Consider the following 18,592-nt stretch of genomic DNA (forward strand, 5'->3'; position numbering starts at 1 on the left):
CCCCGGTCACGGGTTCCGCGGCTCGTTCCGTGACTGGGCGGCGGATGTTCAGGGAGGGGGCTCGCGCTTCAACTGGTCCTTAAGCCCTTGGGCGCATGATGTTTCTTCGCGCGGCCGCTTTAGGCCGATTGGAGAGCGTCATGTCGATCATGACTTCCAGCACCCGCCGCACCGGCGACCACTTCGAACCCACCGATGTCGATCCCCAAGTTCAGCGCCGGTTGCGCGGCTATCTGGAGCAGATCGACTACACCGCCTTCGCGTCGAACAAGGCCGTGCTGGGCGCGACGCTGGCGCGCGTCGAGGGCGAACGCTTCCAGCGCCTGGCCGTGGCGGCCGCCACCGCCCGCGCCAAATGGGTGGCCGAGGCCGCCGCCATGACCGAGGCCGGGCCCTCGCTGTCGGAAGCCCAGGTCACGCGCCTGGCCCACCTGCGCGCGGCCTTCGAGGAACTGTCGGCGGTCTACGAGGCCACGCGGCGAATGGTCGAGCGGGGCTATGTGACGTATCGCCCCAACCAGGCCTAGATTTAATTTATCCGGGTATTATTGACTCCGGATATTGTCCGGGTAAAACGTGCGTCCAGGAGGCGGTCATGTCCGGACGCAAGGCGCTGCTGCGCGCATATAAGGAACGCAAGGTCGAGGCGGGGATCTACGCCGTGCGCTGCGTGGCGACCGGCGAGGCGTGGGTCGGCGCGACACCTGACCTGTCGACCCGCCAGAGCGGCGTCTGGTTCTCGCTGCGTCTGGGTTCGCATCGCGACAAGAGCCTGCAGACCGCCTGGAACGCCCATGGCCCCGACGCCTTCGCGTTCGAGGCGGTCGAGGCCGTCGACACCGAGGGGCTGGACCGGTTCGGTCGCGACAGCCGACTGAAGGAACGCCGCCAGCACTGGATCGCGGCGCTTAACGCCAGGGGGCTGTTGTGACGGGAACGGACGAGAATGAGTCGGTCTACGTGGTCTTTCACGGGACCCGGCGTGTAACGGTCGGCTCGAAGCTGGACGCGGCGCTGGCCGCGCGAGAGCTGATTGGGGAAGCCGGCGTCGTGATCTTCGGACCCGATGGGCGCTCGGTCGACTTCGACCTCAGCGGTGAGCCCGAGGCCTTGGCGGCGCGCATGGCCCCGGCGGCCGAGGCGCCGCGGGGACGCGGGCGGCCAAAGCTGGGCGTGGTGGCGCGCGAGGTGACGCTTCTGCCGCGTCACTGGGACTGGCTGGCGGCCCAGCCGGGCGGCGCTTCGGTGGCGCTGCGCAAGCTGGTCGAGGCGGCGCGCCGCGCGGCCGAGGGGCCTGATCGCATCCGCGGCTCGCGCGAAGCGGCCTATCGCTTCGCCTCGGCGATGGGCGGGAACCTGCCGGGCTTCGAGGAGGCCATGCGGGCGCTGTTCGCCGGCGACGACGCCGGCTTCGAAGCGCGGATCGAGGAGTGGCCCGCCGATATCGCCGGGCAACTGCGTCGCTACGCCGCCGAGGCTTTCGGACTGGATCCGGCGACCAGCGCCTAACGCGCTTAGCCTTTCTTCGGCTCTAGCAGGTCCCAGCGATTGCCGGCGATGTCTTCGAACACGGCAACCGTGCCATAGGCCTCGCGCCGGGGCTCTTCCAGGAAGGTCACGCCAGCGGCGGCCATGCGGGCGTGATCGCCGGCGAAATCGTCCGTATGCAGAAAAAGCCAAACCCGCCCGCCGCCCTGGCGGCCTATGGCGCTGGCCTGTTCGCCGATCGCGCGGGCCAGCAGAAAGTCGGTTCCGTCGGTCCCGGGCGAGACCACGACCCAGCGCTTGCCGCCGCCCATGTCGGTGTCCTCGACCAGGGAAAAGCCCAGCTTGCCGACATAGAATGCGATCGCCTCGTCGTAGTCGGCGACCAGCAGGGTGACGAGAGCGACGCGGCGGGCCATGGGCGACTCCGTGTTGGGAGCCGCGCTTCCTAGCACGGCGTCGCGCGCCTAGGCTCGCCCTTCGATCGATGGGCGAGGGGCCTCACCCGCCCGAATAGCCCCCGATGATCGGCAGGATCTCGCCGGTGATGTAGCTAGCGGTCTGGGGCGAGGCGAGGAAGACGTAGGCGGGGGCGATCTCCTCGGGCTGGGCCGCGCGCTTCATCGGGGTCTGGGCGCCGAACTGGGTGACCTGCGGGGCCAGCTTGTCGGCCGGGTTCAGTGGGGTCCAGACGGGGCCGGGCGCGACCGCGTTGACGCGAATGCCCTTCGGGATCAGGTGCGTGGCCAGCGAGCGGGTGAAGGCGTGGATCCCGCCCTTGGTCATCGAATAGTCCAGCAGGTCCTTGTTGCCGAGCAGGCCGGTGACGGACCCGGTGTTGATGATCGCGCCGCCCTCGGGCAGGTGCTTCACGGCGGCCTTGGCCATGTGGAAATAGCCGTAGAGATTTGTCCGCAAGGTGCGGTCGAAATGCTCTTCGGTCAGGTCCTCGAAGTCGGTGACATGGGCCTGGAACGCGGCGTTGTTGACCAGGACGTCGAGACGGCCAAGCTCCGCCACGGTCTTCTCGACGGCCGCCTGGGCATAGGCCGGGTCGGCGACGTCGCCGGGCAGCAGGATGGCGCGGCGGCCTTCCTTCTCGACGGCGGCCTTGGTTTCCTCCGCGTCGGCGGCCTCGTTCAGGTAGCCGATGGCGATATCGGCGCCTTCGCGCGCGAACAGCACCGCCACCGCCCTGCCGATGCCGCTGTCGGCGCCGGTGATCAGCGCGATCTTGCCCTCCAGTTTGCCCGACCCCTTGTAGAACGGCGCGTCGTACATCGGGGCCGGCGACAGCGCGGCCTCCTCGCCGGGCTTGGCTTGATGCTGCTCGGGGTAGGGCGGGGCGGGATAGGGGCGGGCGCCGGCCTGCATCGCCTGGCCTTCCTGATCGTCCTTGGGCTGGAACGAGCGTTCCTCCTGGGCGTCGAGCGGCGCCTGGATGTCGCGATAGGCCTGGGCGACGCGGTCGCCGGCGTGTTCGAACTGAGGGGTCTCGGTATGGGCCATGTCGCGCTCCTGAAGGGGAGCTCGGAAAACCACTGGGCTGGCGCGACGTTCCCAGAGGCGCTAAATGCGGGGCGCCCACAAAACGGGCAGGCGCCACTTCGCGCGCCCTCTCTCGACATCCCTTTCCTGGCCTTGGAGGGACCACCATGCCGCGCGACGCGGCCGGCGCGGCGCTTTCCTCGAGAAGGCCGCGCGGCCCGATCACGACCGACCTGATCGAACTGCTCCGCCTGGCGGGGCCGGTCGTCCTGTCGCGCCTGGGCATCATGGTCATGGGCCTGACCGACGCCATCGTCGTCGGCCACTATTCGGCGCGGCAGCTCGGCTTTCACGCCATGGCCTGGGCCCCCAGTTCGGTGCTGATCACCATGTCGATCGGTCTTCTGGTCGGGGTGCAGGTGATGACCGCCCGGGCGATCGGGGCGGGAAAGCCTCACGAGACCGGCGCGGTGCTGCGCCGAGGCCTCGTCTACGGCGCTTGGATCGGCGTCGTCGGCGCGGTCGTGCTGGCGGCGTTCGGTCCGCTGTTCCTGCGCGGCCTGGGCCTGAAGGACGGCCTGGCCGAAGGCGCGGCCGCGCCGCTGATCGTGTTCTCGCTGTCACTGCCGGTCTATGCCCTGTCGGTGGTCTTGAGCTTCTGGCTGGAGGGGCTGGCGCGGCCGGGCTTCGTGACCATCGCCATGTGGGTCGCCAACGCGGTGAACCTGGCGGTCAACCTGCTGCTGGTGCCGGGGACCCTGGGGCTGCCGGCCCTCGGCGCCGTCGGGGCGGCGTGGTCGACCTTCGTGGCTCGGACCTTCCTGACGGCGGCCCTGGCCCTTTACATCGCCCGCATGAAGGACGCCCGAGCCCTGGGCGTCTTCGACAAGCCGGCTCGCGACCGCGCCGCCGAGGCCGAGCAGCGCAAGATCGGCTATGGCGCCGGGGCATCGAACTTCTTCGAGGTGGCGGCCTTCGCCGGCATGAACCTGGTGGCCGGCTGGATCGGCGGCCTGGCCGTCGCGGCCTGGGCGGTCGTGCTGAACGTGGCGGGGATCATCTTCATGGTTCCGCTGGGCGTCTCGACCGCCACCGCCGTGCAGGTGGGCCGGGCCTATGGCGCGCGAGATCCGGCGGGCATGACCCGCGCCGGCTGGATCGCCTTCGCGGTCATCGCCATCGTCGGGCTGATCGCCGGCTGCCTGCTCTATCCGACCCGGTCCTGGGTGGCCTTGGCCTATACCAGCGACCCGGCGGCGCGGGCGCTGATCCTGCCGGCCCTGGCGCTGACCTGCCTGTTCCTGGCCCCCGACGCGGTGCAGGTGGTGGCGGCCCAGGCCCTGCGGGCGCGCGGTGAGGTGTGGATCCCGACGATCACCCACCTGATCAGCTATGCCCTGGTCATGGGCCCGCTGGCCTGGTGGCTGGCCATTCCGCGCGGCATGGGCCTGGAGGGCGTGGTGACCTCGGTGATCGTCACCAGCTTCCTGTCGGCCGGCTTCCTGGTGGCGCGGTTCCGGATGCTGGACTGGCGCGACCGGCGCGACGCGCTTTCTCGCGCGGGCGAGACGGGCGTTTAAGCCCCCAGGATCCAGCCTTCTTCGGTCTGGGCCGCCGTTAGCGCCTCATCGGACAGGCCCTTCGGCGCGGCGAAGATCGCCCCCAGCTTGCCGGCCTCGTCCAGCTTGGCGAAGTGTTCGGCCAGGCCGCGCACCTGGGCCAGGTCCTTGACCTCGCCTGCGGCCGGCGCGGCCTTGATCAGCGACGGATAGACCTCGGCCACCACGGTCGCGACGCCCTCGAGGTCCGCCTCGGTCAGGGCCTTGAAGCCGGTCTCGAACGGCCAGACGCGCAGGGTCTCGCCGCGCGCGTCCTTCAGTCGACGCACGGCCGGGATGCCCATGATCGCCTGACCGCCGACGGAGCCGTTGTAATAGAGCTTCCAGATCGAGTGCGCGCCCTTGGCCGCCTCGTCGGCGTGGCGGAACTCCGGCAGGTCGCCTTCGCCATGCTCGCGCGGGCGCTTGGGCTGCAGCGTCGTCAGGGCGTCCTTGGGCGGGCAGCCCCAGAACGGGAAGGGGCCGCCGGTCAGGCGGCGGTTGATTTCCGAACCGACGCCGAAGCGGTTGTTGGTGTTGTCGGGCTTGTCCTTGACCATCTTGGCCAGCTGGTCCCAGACCGCGCGCCAGGGCGTCTCACCGGGCAGGGCCAGGGCCTGGGCCAGACCGCGCGGGAAGCCCAGCGGGAAGTCGAAGCCGACCAGGGCCCGCTCGCCGCGCTTCTTCAGGTCGTCGAGGACGGCGGCCAGGCGCGTCTCGGCTTCGGTGCGCGTGGCGGGGTTGTAGCTCTCGAAGGTCAGGCGGAAGCGCACGTCGCGCTTGAGCACGCCGATCCAGATGGAGTCCGCGCCCGTGGTCGGCTTGGCCGCCGCGCTCCAGTCGACGATTACATAGGCGCTGAACAGACGCGACACGGCACGCGGCTCCGTCGAGGGGAAGGAAGCCGCGCTTCTACTCCGCCGGCAGCGTCAAAACCAGTGCAGGAAAGTGCTTGACGGGGCGCTCACGCCGCGTCGCGCACCTCGCTGGTCGGACCGATCGGACGACCGTCGCGGGCGAACCAGCGGATCGGCGGCTCGCAGGCCGCGCCCAGGGCCGCGCGCACGATGGCCGGCGGGCGGCGTTCTTCCGGGGTCATGAACAGGCCGTTGGTCTTGACCTTCAGGCCGGCGACCTTGTTGGCGCCCAACATGGTCAGCGGCACGGCCAGGATCAGGCCGGCCAGGATCGGGGCGGTCGAGGTGAACAGGTCCGGCGTGAACCAGAACAGCGCGCCCAGCGCCAGGCCGGAGACGCTGATCCAACCCATGGCCGAAGAGGCTTCCTTGAAGTCGACCTTGTCGGCGTCGCGGCGCTGGGCCGCCCAGCCGCCGACCTTGCCGGCCAGGATCTCGACGATGGCGCGGGTCTGGGTGAACATCAGCATGGGGGCGACCAGGGCCGAGAGCAGCATCTCGACGACCAGACCGGCGGCCACGCGGCGCTTGCCGCCGAAACCCTTGACCTCGCCCTTGCGGGTCAGGACCAGGATCGTGCCCAGGATCTTGGGTCCGAACAGCAGCACGAAGGTGATGATCATCGCCCAGGCCGTGGCCTGGATCTCGCGCCAGTCGATCAGGGCGTGGGCCGCGGCCTTCAGGTCGGCCATGGTGAAGGCCGCCTTCTTCAGCTCGGGCATCAGGGCGCGCGAGATCAGGCCGGCCGACAGACAGACGAACCACAGCGGCGACAGGGCGTAGCTGAGGATGCCGATCACCAGGTGCAGGCGGCTCATCCAGTGCAGGCCGGGCAGGGCGACCAGCGGCGCGTGCTGCACGTTGCCCCGGCACCAGCGGCGGTCGCGGGTGGCGAAGTCCAGCAGGTTCGAGGGGCTTTCCTCGTAGGAGCCGTCCAGATACGGGGCCAGGTGAACGCTCCAGCCCCCCCGGCGCAGCAGGGCGCTTTCCAGCGCGTCGTGGCTCATGACCTCGCCGCCGAACGGCTTGGGGCCAGGCAGATGCGGCAGGCCGCAGGTCTCGGCGAAGGCGCGGGTGCGGACGATGGCGTTGTGGCCCCAGAACGAGCTCTCCGAACCCGACCACCAGGCCAAGCCCGTCCAGGCGACGCGGCCATACAGGCGCGTGGCGAACTGCAGGGTGCGGGCGAAGATCGTCTGGCCATTGATGATCATCGGCATGGTCTGGATCAGGCCGGCGCCCGGGTGACGCTCCATGGCGTCGGCCAGGCGGACCATGGCCTCGCCGGTCATCAGGCTGTCGGCGTCCAGCACCAGCATGTGCTCGTAGGCGCTGCCCCAGCGGCTGACCCAGTCGGCGACGTTGCCGGCCTTGCGGCCCGTGTTTTCCTTGCGGATGCGGTAATAGACGTTGCAGTTCGCCTCGCGGCGGAAGCGGGCGAAGCAGGCTTGTTCGGCCAGGGCGACCTGAGCGTCGCGGGTGTCGCTGATCACGAAGATGTCGAAGCTACGGGCCTGGCCGGTCTCGGCCAGCGAGGCGTCCATGGCGCGCAGCCGGGCGAACACCGCCGACGCGTCTTCGTTATAGACCGGCATGAGGATGGCGGTGCGGGTATGCAGCTTGGGCATGGGCGCGTCGCCGTCGATGCCCAACGGGTCCTTCGGCTTGCCCATCAGCACCACGAAGCCGATGAACGCGGTGCAGAACCACAGCGACAGCGCCAGGAACAGCGGCGCCAGCAGCACCAGCACCACGGCTTCCAGTCGGGTGACGCCGCCCAGGGCGATGGTGTCGTAGGAGGCCTTCCAGCCGGCGAAGCCCATGGCCAGGGTCATCAGGCCCAGCGCCCAACGGCGGGCCTTCATGTCCGGGATCAAGGCGCCGGCCCGTCGCGGGCCGCCTTGCCAGAAGCCCAGCGGCTGGACCGGCATGGCCAGCGGGGCCTCGACCGGGATCTCGACGCTGTCGCGGCGACCCATCGCCTGATCGAGGGACACGCTCGTGGAGGTGCGCACGTCGAAGGAGGCGGAGCGTTCGCTCATGTCGGTCAGATCTCGGACTTTCCGGCGCGGAGAGCCGCCGGTTGGACCTACAGTAAAACCTCGATCACAAATTCGCTACCAGAAATCACGCCGATTTCGCAGTTGCGAGAAAAAACCTGTGAAGCCAAGCGCGCGAACGACGTCCCCTCGCGGGTGGTGTGATTCTAAGTCTATGAAAGTATAAAGTTTATAGCGCGGCTAGAGCGTCCGCCCCGCACGAGCGGAAAAGTCAGTCGCCGTGGCTCTTCCGTCGGCCGTCGTGCCCCTCGGCCCATCATTCACTCGCCTCTCGCGGCGTCTAGTCGTTCGCCGACGCGGCGAAATTCTCACGCCTGATCACAGCGGCGCGAGCGGCGGGCTCGAGCGCTGCGCGCTCCAGCCCGCCATCGACGAGGATTCTAGGAGAGCTTGACCAGCATCTTGCCCAGGTTCTCGCCGGTGAACAGCTTCAGGAAGGCGTCCGGCGCGCGCTCGACGCCTTCCTCCACGGTCTCCTTCCAGGTGATCTTCCCGGCCTTGATCCACTCGGCCATGTCCTTGGCGAATTGCGGGAACAGGTCGGCGTGGTTGGAGACAATGAAGCCTTCCAGGCGCAGGCTCTTGCCGACGGCCTGGATGATGTTCGACGGGCCTTCCGGCTTACCGGTTTCGTTGTACTGCGAGATCATTCCGCACAGGGCGAAGCGGGCGGAGGGGCGGGCCGAGTTGATCGCCGCCTCCAGGTGCACGCCGCCGACATTCTCGAAATAGACGTCGATGCCCTTGGGCGCGACCTTGGCCAGTTCCGCGACCACGTCTGGGGTGGCCTTGTAGTCGATGACGTGGTCGACGCCGATCGACTTGAGGAACGCGACCTTCTCGGGCCCGCCGGCCGAGCCGATCACGGTGTGGCCCTTCAGCTTGGCGATCTGGCAGACGATCGAGCCGACCGCGCCGGCGGCGGCCGAGACGAAAACGACGTCGCCGTCCTTCAGCGCCGCGATGCGCAGCAGGCCGACATAGGCGGTCAGGCCCGGCATGCCGACCACGCCGAGGAACGCCTGGGGCGGCAGGCCGTGGGTCTCGATCTTGGTGATCGCGCCCAGGCCGGCGGCGGCCAGCGACTTGGGATGGGCGTTGAAGGCCTCGCGCCAGCCGAACATCGAGTTGACGATGTCGCCCGGCTTGAAGTCCGGATCGTTGGAGGCGACGACCTCGCCGATCGCGCCACCCTGCAGGGCTTGGCCGATCTGGAACGGCGGCACGTAGCTGGGGCGATCGTACATGCGTCCGCGCATATAGGGGTCGACCGACATCCAGAGGTTACGGACCTGGACCTCGCCGTCGCCGGGCGCCGGGAGCTCGACGGTCGCCAGCTCGAAGTCCGAGGCCTTGGGCAGTCCAACCGGGCGGCTCTTCAGGCGGATCTCGCGCGAGGTGCTCATGATGTATCTCCCTGGCTCCGATCGGAGCGTTGCGTATTTAAACGGATGTTTAGCGCGCCCTTACGGAAGGCTCCAGTGCTTCTATGCGGCCGCGAAGCGGGGTAGACACCGCCCATGACCCAAGACCGCTCTTCCTCCGCGCTTCTGAAGGCCGGCGTCGTCGGCGCCGGCGTGTTCGGCGGCTACCACGCCAAGAAATACGTCGAGCTGGAGGGGGTGACCCTGGCGGGCGTCTATGACGTCGACCTGGCGCGAGCGGAGGCTCTGGCCGGTCCGTTGGGCGCCCGGGCCTTCGACGATATCGACGCCTTCCTGGCCGCCGTGGACGTGGTCACGGTCGCCGCCCCCGCCGTCCACCACGCGGCGCCGGCGCTGGCGGCCCTGAAGGCGGGCAAGCCGGTCTATTCGGAGAAGCCGATCGCCTGCGCGCCGGAAGACGCCGACAAGATGGTCGCCGCCGCCGCCAAGGCCGGCGTCCCGCTCGCTTGCGGACACCAGGAGCGGGTCGTGTTCCAGGCCATGGGTCTTCTGGACATCCCCGAACAGCCGCTGCGGCTGGAGGCGGTGCGTCGCGGCACGCCCTCGGACCGCAATCTCGATGTTTCCGTGGTGCTCGATTTGATGATCCACGACATCGACCTGGCCCTAGCGCTCTGCGACGGCGAGCCGATCGCGGTGGAGGGTGAGGGGGCCATCACCCGGTCGACCTCGCTGGACTGGGTCAAGGCCGAGGCCACCTTCGACAATGGCTTCACGGCCCTGTTCGACAGCTCCCGTGTCGCGGAGTCCCGCGAGCGCACCATGAAGGTCGTCTATCCGTCGGGCGAGGTCGAGATCGACTTTCTGGCCCGCACCTTCCGCAACACCACGCCGTTCCCGCTGATCGAGAACTTCACCGAGACCCCGGCCGGCAAGGATCCGCTGGGCCTGTCGGTCGCTGGCTTCCTGAAAGCCGTGCGCGGCGAGTCCCCCCGGCCGGTGGTGACCGGCGGGGAGGCCGCCCGCGCGCTGGACCTGGCGCTGGCCGTGGAGCAGGCGGTCGAGGGCTGATCCCTACCGTTTCCGGAAGCCCGATATCTGCAGCAGGGTCGCGATGGCCGCGAGGCCGCCGCCCAGCACGGCGACCGCGCTCCAGCCGCCCCAGGTCCAGGCCGCCGCCGCGGCCGCCGAGCCGCCCGCGCCGCCCAGGAACATCGCGCCCATGAAGAGGGTGTTCAACCGGGCCCGCGCCTGCGGCTTCAGGGCGTAGACGAGGTGCTGGTTCGAGACCAGCGCGCCTTGGACGGCGAAGTCCAGCAGGACGACCCCCGTCAGCAATCCCGGGATCGCGTTCCACAGGCCAAAGACCAGCCAGGCGGCGAGGGTCAGGATCGCGCCGAGGGCGATCGTCAGGTGCGGTCCGCGCTTGTCGGCCACCCGTCCCGCCACCGGCGCGGCCAGCACGCCGACGACTCCGACGATCCCGAACAGCCCGGCCACGTCGGCGCCAAGGCCAAAGCGCGGCTCGCGCAGGTGCAGGGCCAGGATCGTCCAGAAGCCCGTGAAGGCGGCGAACAGGTTGGCCTGGGTGAAGGCGGCCAAACGCAGGGCCGGGAACTCGCTCCAAAGCTTTCCCAGCGAGCCGAGCAGAGCGCCATACGACAGATCGCTGTCGGGCCTGCTGCGCGGCAAGGTGGCGGCCATCAGCGCGCCGGCGGCGGCGGCGATGGGCGCGCCGAGCCAGAACATCGCGCGCCAGCCCCAGGCCGTGGCGACGAAGCCCGCCACCGTGCGGCTCAGCAGGATGCCGCACAGCAGTCCCGACATCACGACGCCGACCGTGGCGCCGCGACGCTCGGCCGGGGCCAGGTGCGCGGCCAGCGGCACGATCTGCTGAGCGACCGTCGCGGCCATGCCCACCAAGAGGGAGGCGACCAGCACCAGCGCCGCGCTGGGCGCCAGGGCCGCCAGGGCCAGGGCGAAGGCGAGGGCCGTGAACTGGATCACGATCAGGCGCTTGCGCTCGATCCGGTCGCCCAGCGGCGCCAGCAGCAGCAGCCCGGCGGCATAGCCCAGCTGGGTCGCGGTTGGCACGAAGGCGGTGAGCGGGCCGGGCAGGTCGCGTTGCATCAGGCCCAGCATCGGCTGGTTGTAATAGATGTTGGCCACGGCCAGGCCAGCGGCGGTCGCCATGGCGAAGGTCAGCCCCCGCCCCATGGGCGAGGCCGAGACGTCGGTGCGAGCGCTGATGAAGGTCATGATGGGCTCCAGGGGAAGGCGTCTTGTCCTCCCGTCGGACCGAGGCTTACGGCATATCCCAATCAATGATAATAAGCGCCAACTGATGGGCCTGAATATCGAAATTGGATATAATGGACCTCGCCGACATCGCTGTGTTCGTCGCGGCCGCGCGGGCGGGCAGCCTCGCCGCCGCCGCGCGTCGTCTGGGGATCCCGCCCATGGCGGCTTCGCGGCGGCTGGCCGCTCTGGAGCGGGCGCTGGCCGCCCGTCTCGTCCACCGCACCACCCGCGCCCTGTCGCTGACCGCAGAGGGCGAAGCCTTCCTGCCGCACGCCCAGGCCATGTTGGAGGAGGAGGCCGCCGCCCGGGCGGCGATTCGTCCCTCCGACGCCGGCGCCTCGGGCGTGCTGCGCCTCACCGCCTCGGCGCCGTTCGGGCGCAAGATCGTCGCCCCGATGATCCCGGACTTCATGCGGGCCAACCCCGATCTGCGCGTCGATCTTCTGGCCACCGACAGCATCATGGACATCGTGGCCAACGGCATCGACGTCGCCATCCGGATCGGCGTGCTTCGCGACAATTCGCTCATCGCTCGGCGGCTGGCGGACAATCCTAGAAAGCTTTGCGCCGCGCCGGACTATCTGGCGCGTCACGCGGCCCCGACCGTCCTGGCGGATCTCGCCGACCATCAGTGCCTGACGGTCACCGGCGTCACCCACTGGGCCTTCAGGGTCGGCGAGCGGGTCGCCCAGCAGAGGGTGGGCGGCGCCTTCACCGCCAACAGCGTCGAGATTCTGCATGAGGCCTGTCTGGGCGGTCGGGGGATCGCCATGCTGTCCGGCTGGAATATCCAGGAGGACGTCGCGGCCGGCCGTCTGGTCGAAATCCCGCTGGCGGACGCGACCTTGGAGGCGTGGTCGATCTGGGCCGTCTATCCCACGGCTCGCTTGGTTCCCGCCAAGACGCGGCTATTCATCGACGCCCTGACCCGGCATCTGAGAAGCCAGGGCGTGGCCTGAACGAAAAAGGCCGCCGCTCCGGGGAGCGACGGCCTCTTGCTTGCCTAAAGGCTGACCTGGGTGCCCAGCTCGACCACCCGGCCCGGTGGCAAGTGGAAGAAGGTGGTCGGGTCGGCCGCGTTCCGAGTGAGGAAGGTGAAGAGCTTGCGCTTCCAAGTCGGCAGAGCGTCCGGCGCCACCGACGGCACGATGGCGCGGCGGCTGACGAAGAACGACGTGCTCATGATGTCGAACTTCAGGCCCTGCTTGCGGCAGGCGGCCAGGGCCTTGGGGATGTTCGGGCTTTCCATGTAGCCATAGTGCAGCGTCACCAGCCAGAAGCGCTCGTCCAGAGCCTGGGTCTCGATCCGCTTGTCCTCCTGCACATAGGGGCTCGTCTCGTTGACCACCTTCAGGATGATGTTGCGCTCGTGCAGCACCTTGAAGTGCTTGAGGCTGTGCATCAGGGCCGGCGGGGTGGTGTCCGGGTCCGAGGTCAGGAACACCGCCGTGCCGGGGGTGGAGGCCGTCGGGCGGCGCGCGATCATCTCGCGGAAATCGGCGAACGGCAGGCCGTCCTTGCTGAGCTTGTCGCGTAGGCGCTCGGTGGCGCTGACGAAGATCGACATCATCAGGCACAGGCCCGCGCCCAGCGCCAGCGGGGCCCAGCCGCCGGTCAGCACCTTCAGCAGGTTGGCGACGAAGAAGGTCAGGTCCAGGGCGAACAGCGGCACGATCAGGGCCAGGGACGCGGCCAGGCTCCATTTCCACACGTGGCGCACGACGATGTAGGCCAGCATGGTGGTCACCACCATCGTGCCGGTGACCGAGATGCCGTAGGCGTGGGCCAGGGCGCTGGACGAGCGGAACGACAGCACCACCAGCACGACGCCGATGAACAGCATCCAGTTGATCGGCGCGACATAGATCTGGCCGGCCTCGGTGGTCGAGGTGATCTTGATCTCCATGCGGGGCAAGAGGCCCAGCTGGATCGCTTGCTGGGTCAGCGAGAAAGCGCCGGTGATCACCGCCTGGCTGGCGATGACCGTGGCCAGGCCAGAGAACAGCACTAGGCCAAAGCGCCACTGATGCGGCGCCATCAGGAAGAACCAGTCGGCGTTGGGCAGGGTCTGGTGGGCGGCCTGAGCCACCGCCAGGGCCTTGGAGGCCAAGGCCGCCTGGCCAAAATAGTTCAGCGCCAGCATCGGCAGGGCCAGCGCGATCCACGACACCTGGATGGGGCCGCGACCGAAGTGGCCCATGTCGGCGGTCAGCGCCTCGGCGCCGGTGACGGTCAGAAACACCGCGCCCATGACCATGAAGCCCGTCAGGCCGTGGTGAGCCAGGAAACCGACGGCATAGGTCGGCGAGATCGCCGCCAGGACGCTCGGCTCCTCGCGGATGTGCCACAGGCCCATGGCGCCGATGCACAGGAACCAGGCCACCATGATCGGGCCGAAGATGCCGGCGACCTTGGCCGTGCCCTTGGCCTGGAAGGTGAAGAGCGCGGTCAGAATCACAAGGCTGACGACGATCACCTCCTGGGTGCCGAACCAGCCCGAGAAGCCGCGCACGGACTTCAGGCCCTCGACGGCCGACAGGACGGAGACGGCAGGGGTGATGACGCCGTCGCCGTAGAACAGGGCCGCGCCGATGGCGCCCAGGGCGAAGATCATGCGGGTGCGGCCGCGCGCGCCTTGCTGCGCCAGGGCCATCAGCGACAGCACCCCGCCTTCGCCGTTGTTCGAGGCGCGCATCAGGAACAGGACGTACTTGACCGTAACGACCAGGATCAGCGCCCACAGCGCCAATGAAAGGACGCCCAGGATCTCCGACCGCACCAGGCCGTCGCGCGCGGCTTCGGCCAGCGCGTCGCGGAAGGCGTAGAGAGGGCTGGTGCCGATATCGCCGAACACGACGCCCACGCTGCCCAGGGCCAGCGGCCAGAAACGTCCCGTCGCGTGGCCATGCGGAGCGGCTTGCGCGGAAACGGGCGTCTGGGATGTGGTGGGGGAAGAGTCGGAGACGGCGAGGGGTTCTTTGCCCGCCATGTAAAGCTCGAGGCTCCAAAGCGCCGGCTCCAGGGCCGACGGCGCGCGCTTTACGCTGGCGTTCGCGTCGCAGCAATCCAAAAAATCGACGCAGCGGTACGGGTTGTCGAAAGCGTGATCGGGAAGCCTCGGAGAGTCCTAGGTCGGCGGACTTCAGTCATCCAGATCGAACGGCAGCTCGTCCTGGTCGGCGTTCGTTTCGCGGCGGGCCTTGGACACGGGTTTGTAGCTCGGCGTGGCGGCTGGTTTAGGCGGCGGCGCGGCGTGATCGTCGTCGTCCCAGGGCGGGTCGCCGAACATGTCGTCGACTTCGGGCGCGGGCCGAGGCGGCGCTTGCGAGGGGCGAGCGGGCGTCGCGGAGGCGCTCGGCGCCGAGTCGAACGAAGAGCGCCGACGCAGCGGCGGCGGCGTGTCGGGCAGGGGCGGCGGCGGCGCGTGCAGGTCGCCGTCATCGTCCTCCTCGTCGAAATCCAGCGATTCGATCGGCGGCGGTGGCGGCGGTGGCGGCGGCGCGGGCGCGACGGCGGGCGGGGCGGCCGGGCGCGGGGCCTGGGGACGACGAACGATCGCCTCGCAGCGCGCCAGCCACCGGTTGGCCTCCTGCACGGCCTCGGCCGGCGAGCGGCTTTCGCGGCGCTGTTCGTCCTCGGGCGCCCACAGGTCCAGGGTGAAATCGGGGTGGCGAGGGTCGTCGAAGATCAGGCGCAGCGTGACCATCCGCGCCTGTGGGGAGACGTGGTCGATGGCCCGGCGACCCTCGCCTCTGAACACCCGTCCCATAACCTGGCCGTCGATCAGCAGTTCCGCCCCCATCAGCTCGTCCAGCCGATAGATCAGGCACCAGCCGCCCCGGTCCCAGGCCACGGCGATCAGGTTCGTGGAGAACGAAAAGCCCGCGCCGCGACCGCGTCCCCGCGTAACGATCACGCCCTCCGGCGCGCTCTTCAGGACATGGCGCAGGGCGCGGCGGATCCGCCGATCCTCGTCGCCATACCAGATGGCCAGGCTGCCGAGAAACGTCACCGCCGAGCCGGCGATGGCCACGAACAGCAGGAGACGCGCGAGCTCGCTCATGAGGGCAGGCTAGCGGGAGTCCCGATTCCCAAACAGGGGCGACTGGAGCGTGACGCCGAAAGTGGGAACCGGTTTCGGCGTCACGCTCCAAGTATTTGATTTAGAGCCTTGTTATCGCGTCAAAACGATACCGTTTAGACGCGCGAGGGCCCTAGTCGCGAAAGTGTCCGACGACGGGAACGTGATCGGAAGGCTTTTCCTTGTCGCGCTCGTCGCGGTGAATGACCACGCCGGTCAAGCGGTCGGCGGCCTGCGGCGACAGCAGCAGGTGATCGATGCGGATGCCCAGGTTTCGGGGCCAGGCGCCGGCCTGATAGTCCCAGAAGGTGTAGCCGCCCGGCGCGCCGTCGGCTTGCATGTAGGCGTCGGCCAGGCCCAGGTTCTTCAGCGCCCGGAACGCGCCCCGGCTTTCGGGCTGGAACAACGCGTCGCCCAGCCAGGCTTCGGGATTGGCCACGTCCTCGGCCTCGGGAATGACGTTGTAGTCGCCGGCGATGACCAGGGGCTCCTCGAACGCCAGCAGGCTCCGCGCGTGGGCGTGCAGGCGACGCATCCAGGCGAGCTTGTAGTCGAACTTCTCGGTCCCGACCGGATTGCCGTTGGGCAGATAGATGCCGGCGACGCGGAACGGAACCGGCGCGCCGATCACCGCCTCGACATAGCGCGACTGCTCGTCGACCTCGTCGTCGGACAGGAAGGGCAGGCCCTTGCGAACGTCCTCGACCGGAAACTTCGAGAGGAGAGCGACGCCGTTATAGGTCTTCTGCCCGTGGACGACGACATTATAGCCAAGCCTTTCAAAGGCCTCGGTGGGGAACTTCTCGTCGACGCACTTGATCTCCTGCAGCACGGCGACCTCGGGAGCCTCCGATTCGAACCAGGCCAGCACGCCCTCCAGGCGCGCGTTGATCGAATTGACGTTCCAGGTGGCTATGCGCATCGCGGACTCCAGACAGCGGCCGGAAGCTAGAGGCCCTGACGGGCGGGCTCAAGGCGGACGAGCGATCGGCGACAAGCGGGATGCGCCGGACTTTGGTCTAAACTCGCCGATAGCCCAGAGGCGCGCCGACGCCGGCGGCTTCGATCCGGCTGATCGCCTCGCTCAACGGTTCGATCGCCGTGGCCATATGGTGGGCGTTGGCGTGAAGGATGGTGTCGGGGTCGAGCAGGATCGCCACGTGTCCCTTCCAGAAAACGAGGTCGCCCCGCCGCCGGTCGGCCTCGGCGATCTCGGGGAAGAAGGCGCGCTGCATGTCGGTGTCGCGCGGGCAGGCGCGCTGGCAGGCATAGAGCGCCTGCTGGACCAGGCCCGAGCAGTCCAGGCCCAGGCTCTCGCGCCCGCCCCACTGGTAAGGCGCGCCCAGGAAGCGCTCCGCGACGGACACATAATCCTTTTCGCCGCGCCCGATCGGCGTCAGGTGCGCCTCGACGAACCAGCCCGTCCCCAGGCCCTTGGCGAAGCGGCCGTCGCGGGCCTCGATCGTCACCAGACTGTTCACCGAATAGAGTCCCTCGGGCCGCGACTTGATGTCGGGCTTGCTGAACGCATAGGTGCGGATCGCCCCGACCGTGTGGGTGGGCGAGGGGGCTCGCGGGGTCAGGCTGGACGTCTCGACGAAGCCGACATAGCCGTCGCGGGCGGCCTGCCCCCAGGCGAGGCCGTCCTTTTCCTCCAGCACGCGAAAGACCTCGCCGAACAGCAGCTGATCCCATTGCTCGGCGTCGGGCGCGGCGCTGGCCCGAATCGCCGCGGCGGGAACGGCGCAGACCATGGCGCGGCTGGGGGCATAGCGCTCGGCCGCGACCAGGCCCTCCAGGCGCTGGTCGGCTAGGTCGGGGCGGGCCAGGGTGACGCGGGCGTCGAAAGTCATGCGAAGCGGCTCTTGATCATGGCGAAGGCGGCGCGGATCGCCTGGACCTCGCCCCCGACCGGGAAGCCCGGACGGCTCTTGGGGTTCCAGGCGAAGACGTCGAAGTGGGCCCAGGGACCGACCTCGTCGCCCGAGGGCGCGAAGCGTTGCAGGAACAGCGCCGCCGTGGTCGCGCCGGCCTGGGCCCAGCCGTCGGGATCGTTCTTCAGGTCGGCGATGTCGCTGTCGAGGGCGTCGCCATAGGCCTCCGTCAGGGGCAGACGCCACAGGGGGTCGGACACGGCCTTGGACGCCGCCTCCAGCTGGCTGGCCAGCTTGTCGTCAGTGGTCCAGAACGGGATGACGAACGGCCCCATGGCGATCCGCGCCGCGCCGGTCAGGGTGGCGAAGTCCAGGGTCAGGGCCGGCTTCAGCTCGGCGGCGCGGGTCAGGGCGTCGGCCAGGATCAGTCGGCCCTCCGCGTCGGTGTTGCCCACCTCGACCGTCAGGCCGGCGCGGGTCTGGAGCACGTCGCCAGGGCGCATGGCGTCGCCGGCGATGGCGTTCTCGACCACGGGTGTCAGGATGACGAGACGCACCGGCAGCCCGGCGTCCATGACCATGCGCCCCAGGGCCAGGGCGTGGGCCGCGCCGCCCATGTCCTTCTTCATCAGCCGCATCCCGGCCGAGGGCTTGATGTCCAGGCCCCCGGTGTCGAACACCACGCCCTTGCCCACCAGGGCCAGGACGGGATGGGAAGGATCGCCCCAGGCGATCTCGATCATGCGCGGCGCGCGGGCGTCGACGGCGGCGCGGCCCACGGCGTGGACGGCGGGATAGTTCTCCTTCAGCAGATCATCGCCACGGACGACCGACAGGGTCGCGCCGTACTTCTCGGCGATCTCGCCGGCGATGGTCTCGATCTGCAGCGGCCCCATGTCGTTGGCCGGGGTGTTGACCATGTCGCGGGCCAGGGCGCAGGCGTGGGCCATGGCGGTGACGGCGGCCGCGTCGACGCCCTTGGGCGCGACCAGGCGCGGGATCGGCTCGCCGCGCTTCTTGTAGCGGTCGAAGCGATAGGTCCCCAACGCGAAGGCCAGGGCGGCCTGGCTGGCGTCCACGCCCTTGGGGAGCTTGGCCAGGGCGTAGTCGCCGGCGGGCAGCTTGCCGGCCAGACCGCGCAGCAGCGATACATCGGGGCGACCGCTCCCCAGGCCTAGAAGCACTAGTTCGACCGCGCCGCTGGGACCGGGAATCGCCAGCACCTGACCCGCCTTGCCCGTGAACCGGTTGGCGGCGGCGTAGGTCCTGACCGGGGTCCGCTTTCGCGCCAGGAACGCCTCGACCTCGTCCTCGGCCAGCGGCTGGACGGGGATCGCCCGGCCCTTGGCCTGGTCCAGGATCGGATGCGTCACGTCGGACATCGGCGAACCTCTTAAAAATTA

Annotated in this window: 17 protein-coding genes; 6 read left to right on the forward strand and 11 right to left on the reverse strand. The window is 69.2% G+C overall.

Annotation, left to right across the window (positions count from 1 at the left end; genetic code table 11):
- Positions 1–140: 140 nt before the first annotated feature.
- The 3 genes from OR37_RS12130 to OR37_RS12140 all read left to right on the forward strand — a co-directional run bounded on the left by OR37_RS12130 (position 141) and on the right by OR37_RS12140 (position 1,509).
- Positions 141–527: a hypothetical protein gene (locus tag OR37_RS12130; protein WP_004620117.1), complete on the forward strand. Its 387-nt coding sequence runs from the start codon at positions 141–143 to the stop codon at positions 525–527.
- A gap of 68 nt (positions 528–595) precedes the next feature.
- Positions 596–931, forward strand: coding sequence for a GIY-YIG nuclease family protein (locus OR37_RS12135; protein WP_004620120.1), 336 nt, complete (start codon positions 596–598; stop codon positions 929–931).
- On the forward strand, positions 928–1,509 hold the full coding sequence (locus OR37_RS12140) for a DUF2239 family protein (RefSeq protein WP_004620122.1): 582 nt from the start codon (positions 928–930) through the stop codon (positions 1,507–1,509). Before OR37_RS12135 ends, OR37_RS12140 begins: the two co-directional genes overlap by 4 nt.
- A 5-nt stretch (positions 1,510–1,514) precedes the next feature.
- Here OR37_RS12140 and OR37_RS12145 read toward each other — a convergent pair whose 3' ends face one another.
- Positions 1,515–1,904 (reverse strand): VOC family protein, encoded by a 390-nt coding sequence (locus tag OR37_RS12145; protein ID WP_004620124.1) that lies wholly within the window; start codon positions 1,902–1,904, stop codon positions 1,515–1,517.
- An 82-nt stretch (positions 1,905–1,986) separates the two neighbouring features.
- Positions 1,987–2,994, reverse strand: a complete 1,008-nt coding sequence (locus OR37_RS12150; RefSeq protein ID WP_004620126.1) for an SDR family oxidoreductase — start codon at positions 2,992–2,994, stop codon at positions 1,987–1,989.
- Positions 2,995–3,140: 146 nt separating this feature from the next.
- Here OR37_RS12150 and OR37_RS12155 point away from each other — a divergent pair, with 146 nt between their 5' ends.
- The gene (locus OR37_RS12155) at positions 3,141–4,553 is read left to right on the forward strand and encodes an MATE family efflux transporter (protein WP_004620128.1); all 1,413 of its coding nucleotides are present in this window, start codon (positions 3,141–3,143) and stop codon (positions 4,551–4,553) included.
- Here OR37_RS12155 and OR37_RS12160 read toward each other — a convergent pair.
- The 3 genes from OR37_RS12160 to OR37_RS12170 form a co-directional block, all read right to left on the reverse strand.
- Positions 4,550–5,446, reverse strand: coding sequence for a hypothetical protein (locus OR37_RS12160; RefSeq protein ID WP_004620130.1), 897 nt, complete (start codon positions 5,444–5,446; stop codon positions 4,550–4,552). The two genes, OR37_RS12155 and OR37_RS12160, sit on opposite strands and share 4 nt — an antisense overlap.
- An 89-nt stretch (positions 5,447–5,535) precedes the next feature.
- Positions 5,536–7,530: a glucans biosynthesis glucosyltransferase MdoH gene (gene mdoH, locus OR37_RS12165; RefSeq protein WP_004620132.1), complete on the reverse strand. Its 1,995-nt coding sequence runs from the start codon at positions 7,528–7,530 to the stop codon at positions 5,536–5,538.
- Positions 7,531–7,928: 398 nt separating this feature from the next.
- The gene (locus OR37_RS12170) at positions 7,929–8,954 is read right to left on the reverse strand and encodes an NADP-dependent oxidoreductase (RefSeq protein WP_004620134.1); all 1,026 of its coding nucleotides are present in this window, start codon (positions 8,952–8,954) and stop codon (positions 7,929–7,931) included.
- A 114-nt stretch (positions 8,955–9,068) separates the two neighbouring features.
- Here OR37_RS12170 and OR37_RS12175 point away from each other — a divergent pair, with 114 nt between their 5' ends.
- Positions 9,069–10,004, forward strand: coding sequence for a Gfo/Idh/MocA family protein (locus OR37_RS12175; RefSeq protein ID WP_004620136.1), 936 nt, complete (start codon positions 9,069–9,071; stop codon positions 10,002–10,004).
- A 3-nt stretch (positions 10,005–10,007) separates the two neighbouring features.
- On the opposite strand, the gene OR37_RS12180 is transcribed toward OR37_RS12175, so the two are convergent.
- On the reverse strand, positions 10,008–11,192 hold the full coding sequence (locus OR37_RS12180; protein WP_004620137.1) for an MFS transporter: 1,185 nt from the start codon (positions 11,190–11,192) through the stop codon (positions 10,008–10,010).
- A gap of 113 nt (positions 11,193–11,305) precedes the next feature.
- Between OR37_RS12180 and OR37_RS12185 the strand changes: the two genes are divergently transcribed.
- Complete coding sequence (locus tag OR37_RS12185; protein ID WP_004620140.1) at positions 11,306–12,193, forward strand: substrate binding domain-containing protein; 888 nt, start codon at positions 11,306–11,308, stop codon at positions 12,191–12,193.
- Positions 12,194–12,237: 44 nt separating this feature from the next.
- Here OR37_RS12185 and OR37_RS12190 read toward each other — a convergent pair whose 3' ends face one another.
- The 5 genes from OR37_RS12190 to OR37_RS12210 all read right to left on the reverse strand — a co-directional run bounded on the left by OR37_RS12190 (position 12,238) and on the right by OR37_RS12210 (position 18,571).
- A complete protein-coding gene (locus OR37_RS12190) occupies positions 12,238–14,223 on the reverse strand; it encodes a potassium transporter Kup (protein ID WP_004620142.1) in 1,986 nt (661 codons plus the stop codon).
- A 153-nt stretch (positions 14,224–14,376) separates the two neighbouring features.
- Complete coding sequence (locus OR37_RS12195) at positions 14,377–15,297, reverse strand: hypothetical protein (RefSeq protein ID WP_004620144.1); 921 nt, start codon at positions 15,295–15,297, stop codon at positions 14,377–14,379.
- 151 nt (positions 15,298–15,448) lie between these two features.
- Positions 15,449–16,237: an exodeoxyribonuclease III gene (xth, locus tag OR37_RS12200; protein ID WP_004620145.1), complete on the reverse strand. Its 789-nt coding sequence runs from the start codon at positions 16,235–16,237 to the stop codon at positions 15,449–15,451.
- Positions 16,238–16,334: 97 nt separating this feature from the next.
- Positions 16,335–17,168: a C40 family peptidase gene (locus tag OR37_RS12205; protein WP_004620148.1), complete on the reverse strand. Its 834-nt coding sequence runs from the start codon at positions 17,166–17,168 to the stop codon at positions 16,335–16,337.
- Positions 17,165–18,571, reverse strand: a complete 1,407-nt coding sequence (locus tag OR37_RS12210; protein ID WP_004620150.1) for a leucyl aminopeptidase family protein — start codon at positions 18,569–18,571, stop codon at positions 17,165–17,167. Before OR37_RS12210 ends, OR37_RS12205 begins: the two co-directional genes overlap by 4 nt.
- Positions 18,572–18,592: the final 21 nt, after the last annotated feature.

Source organism: Caulobacter vibrioides OR37, from assembly GCF_000372645.1.
In the GTDB taxonomy this organism is placed as follows: domain Bacteria; phylum Pseudomonadota; class Alphaproteobacteria; order Caulobacterales; family Caulobacteraceae; genus Caulobacter; species Caulobacter vibrioides_E.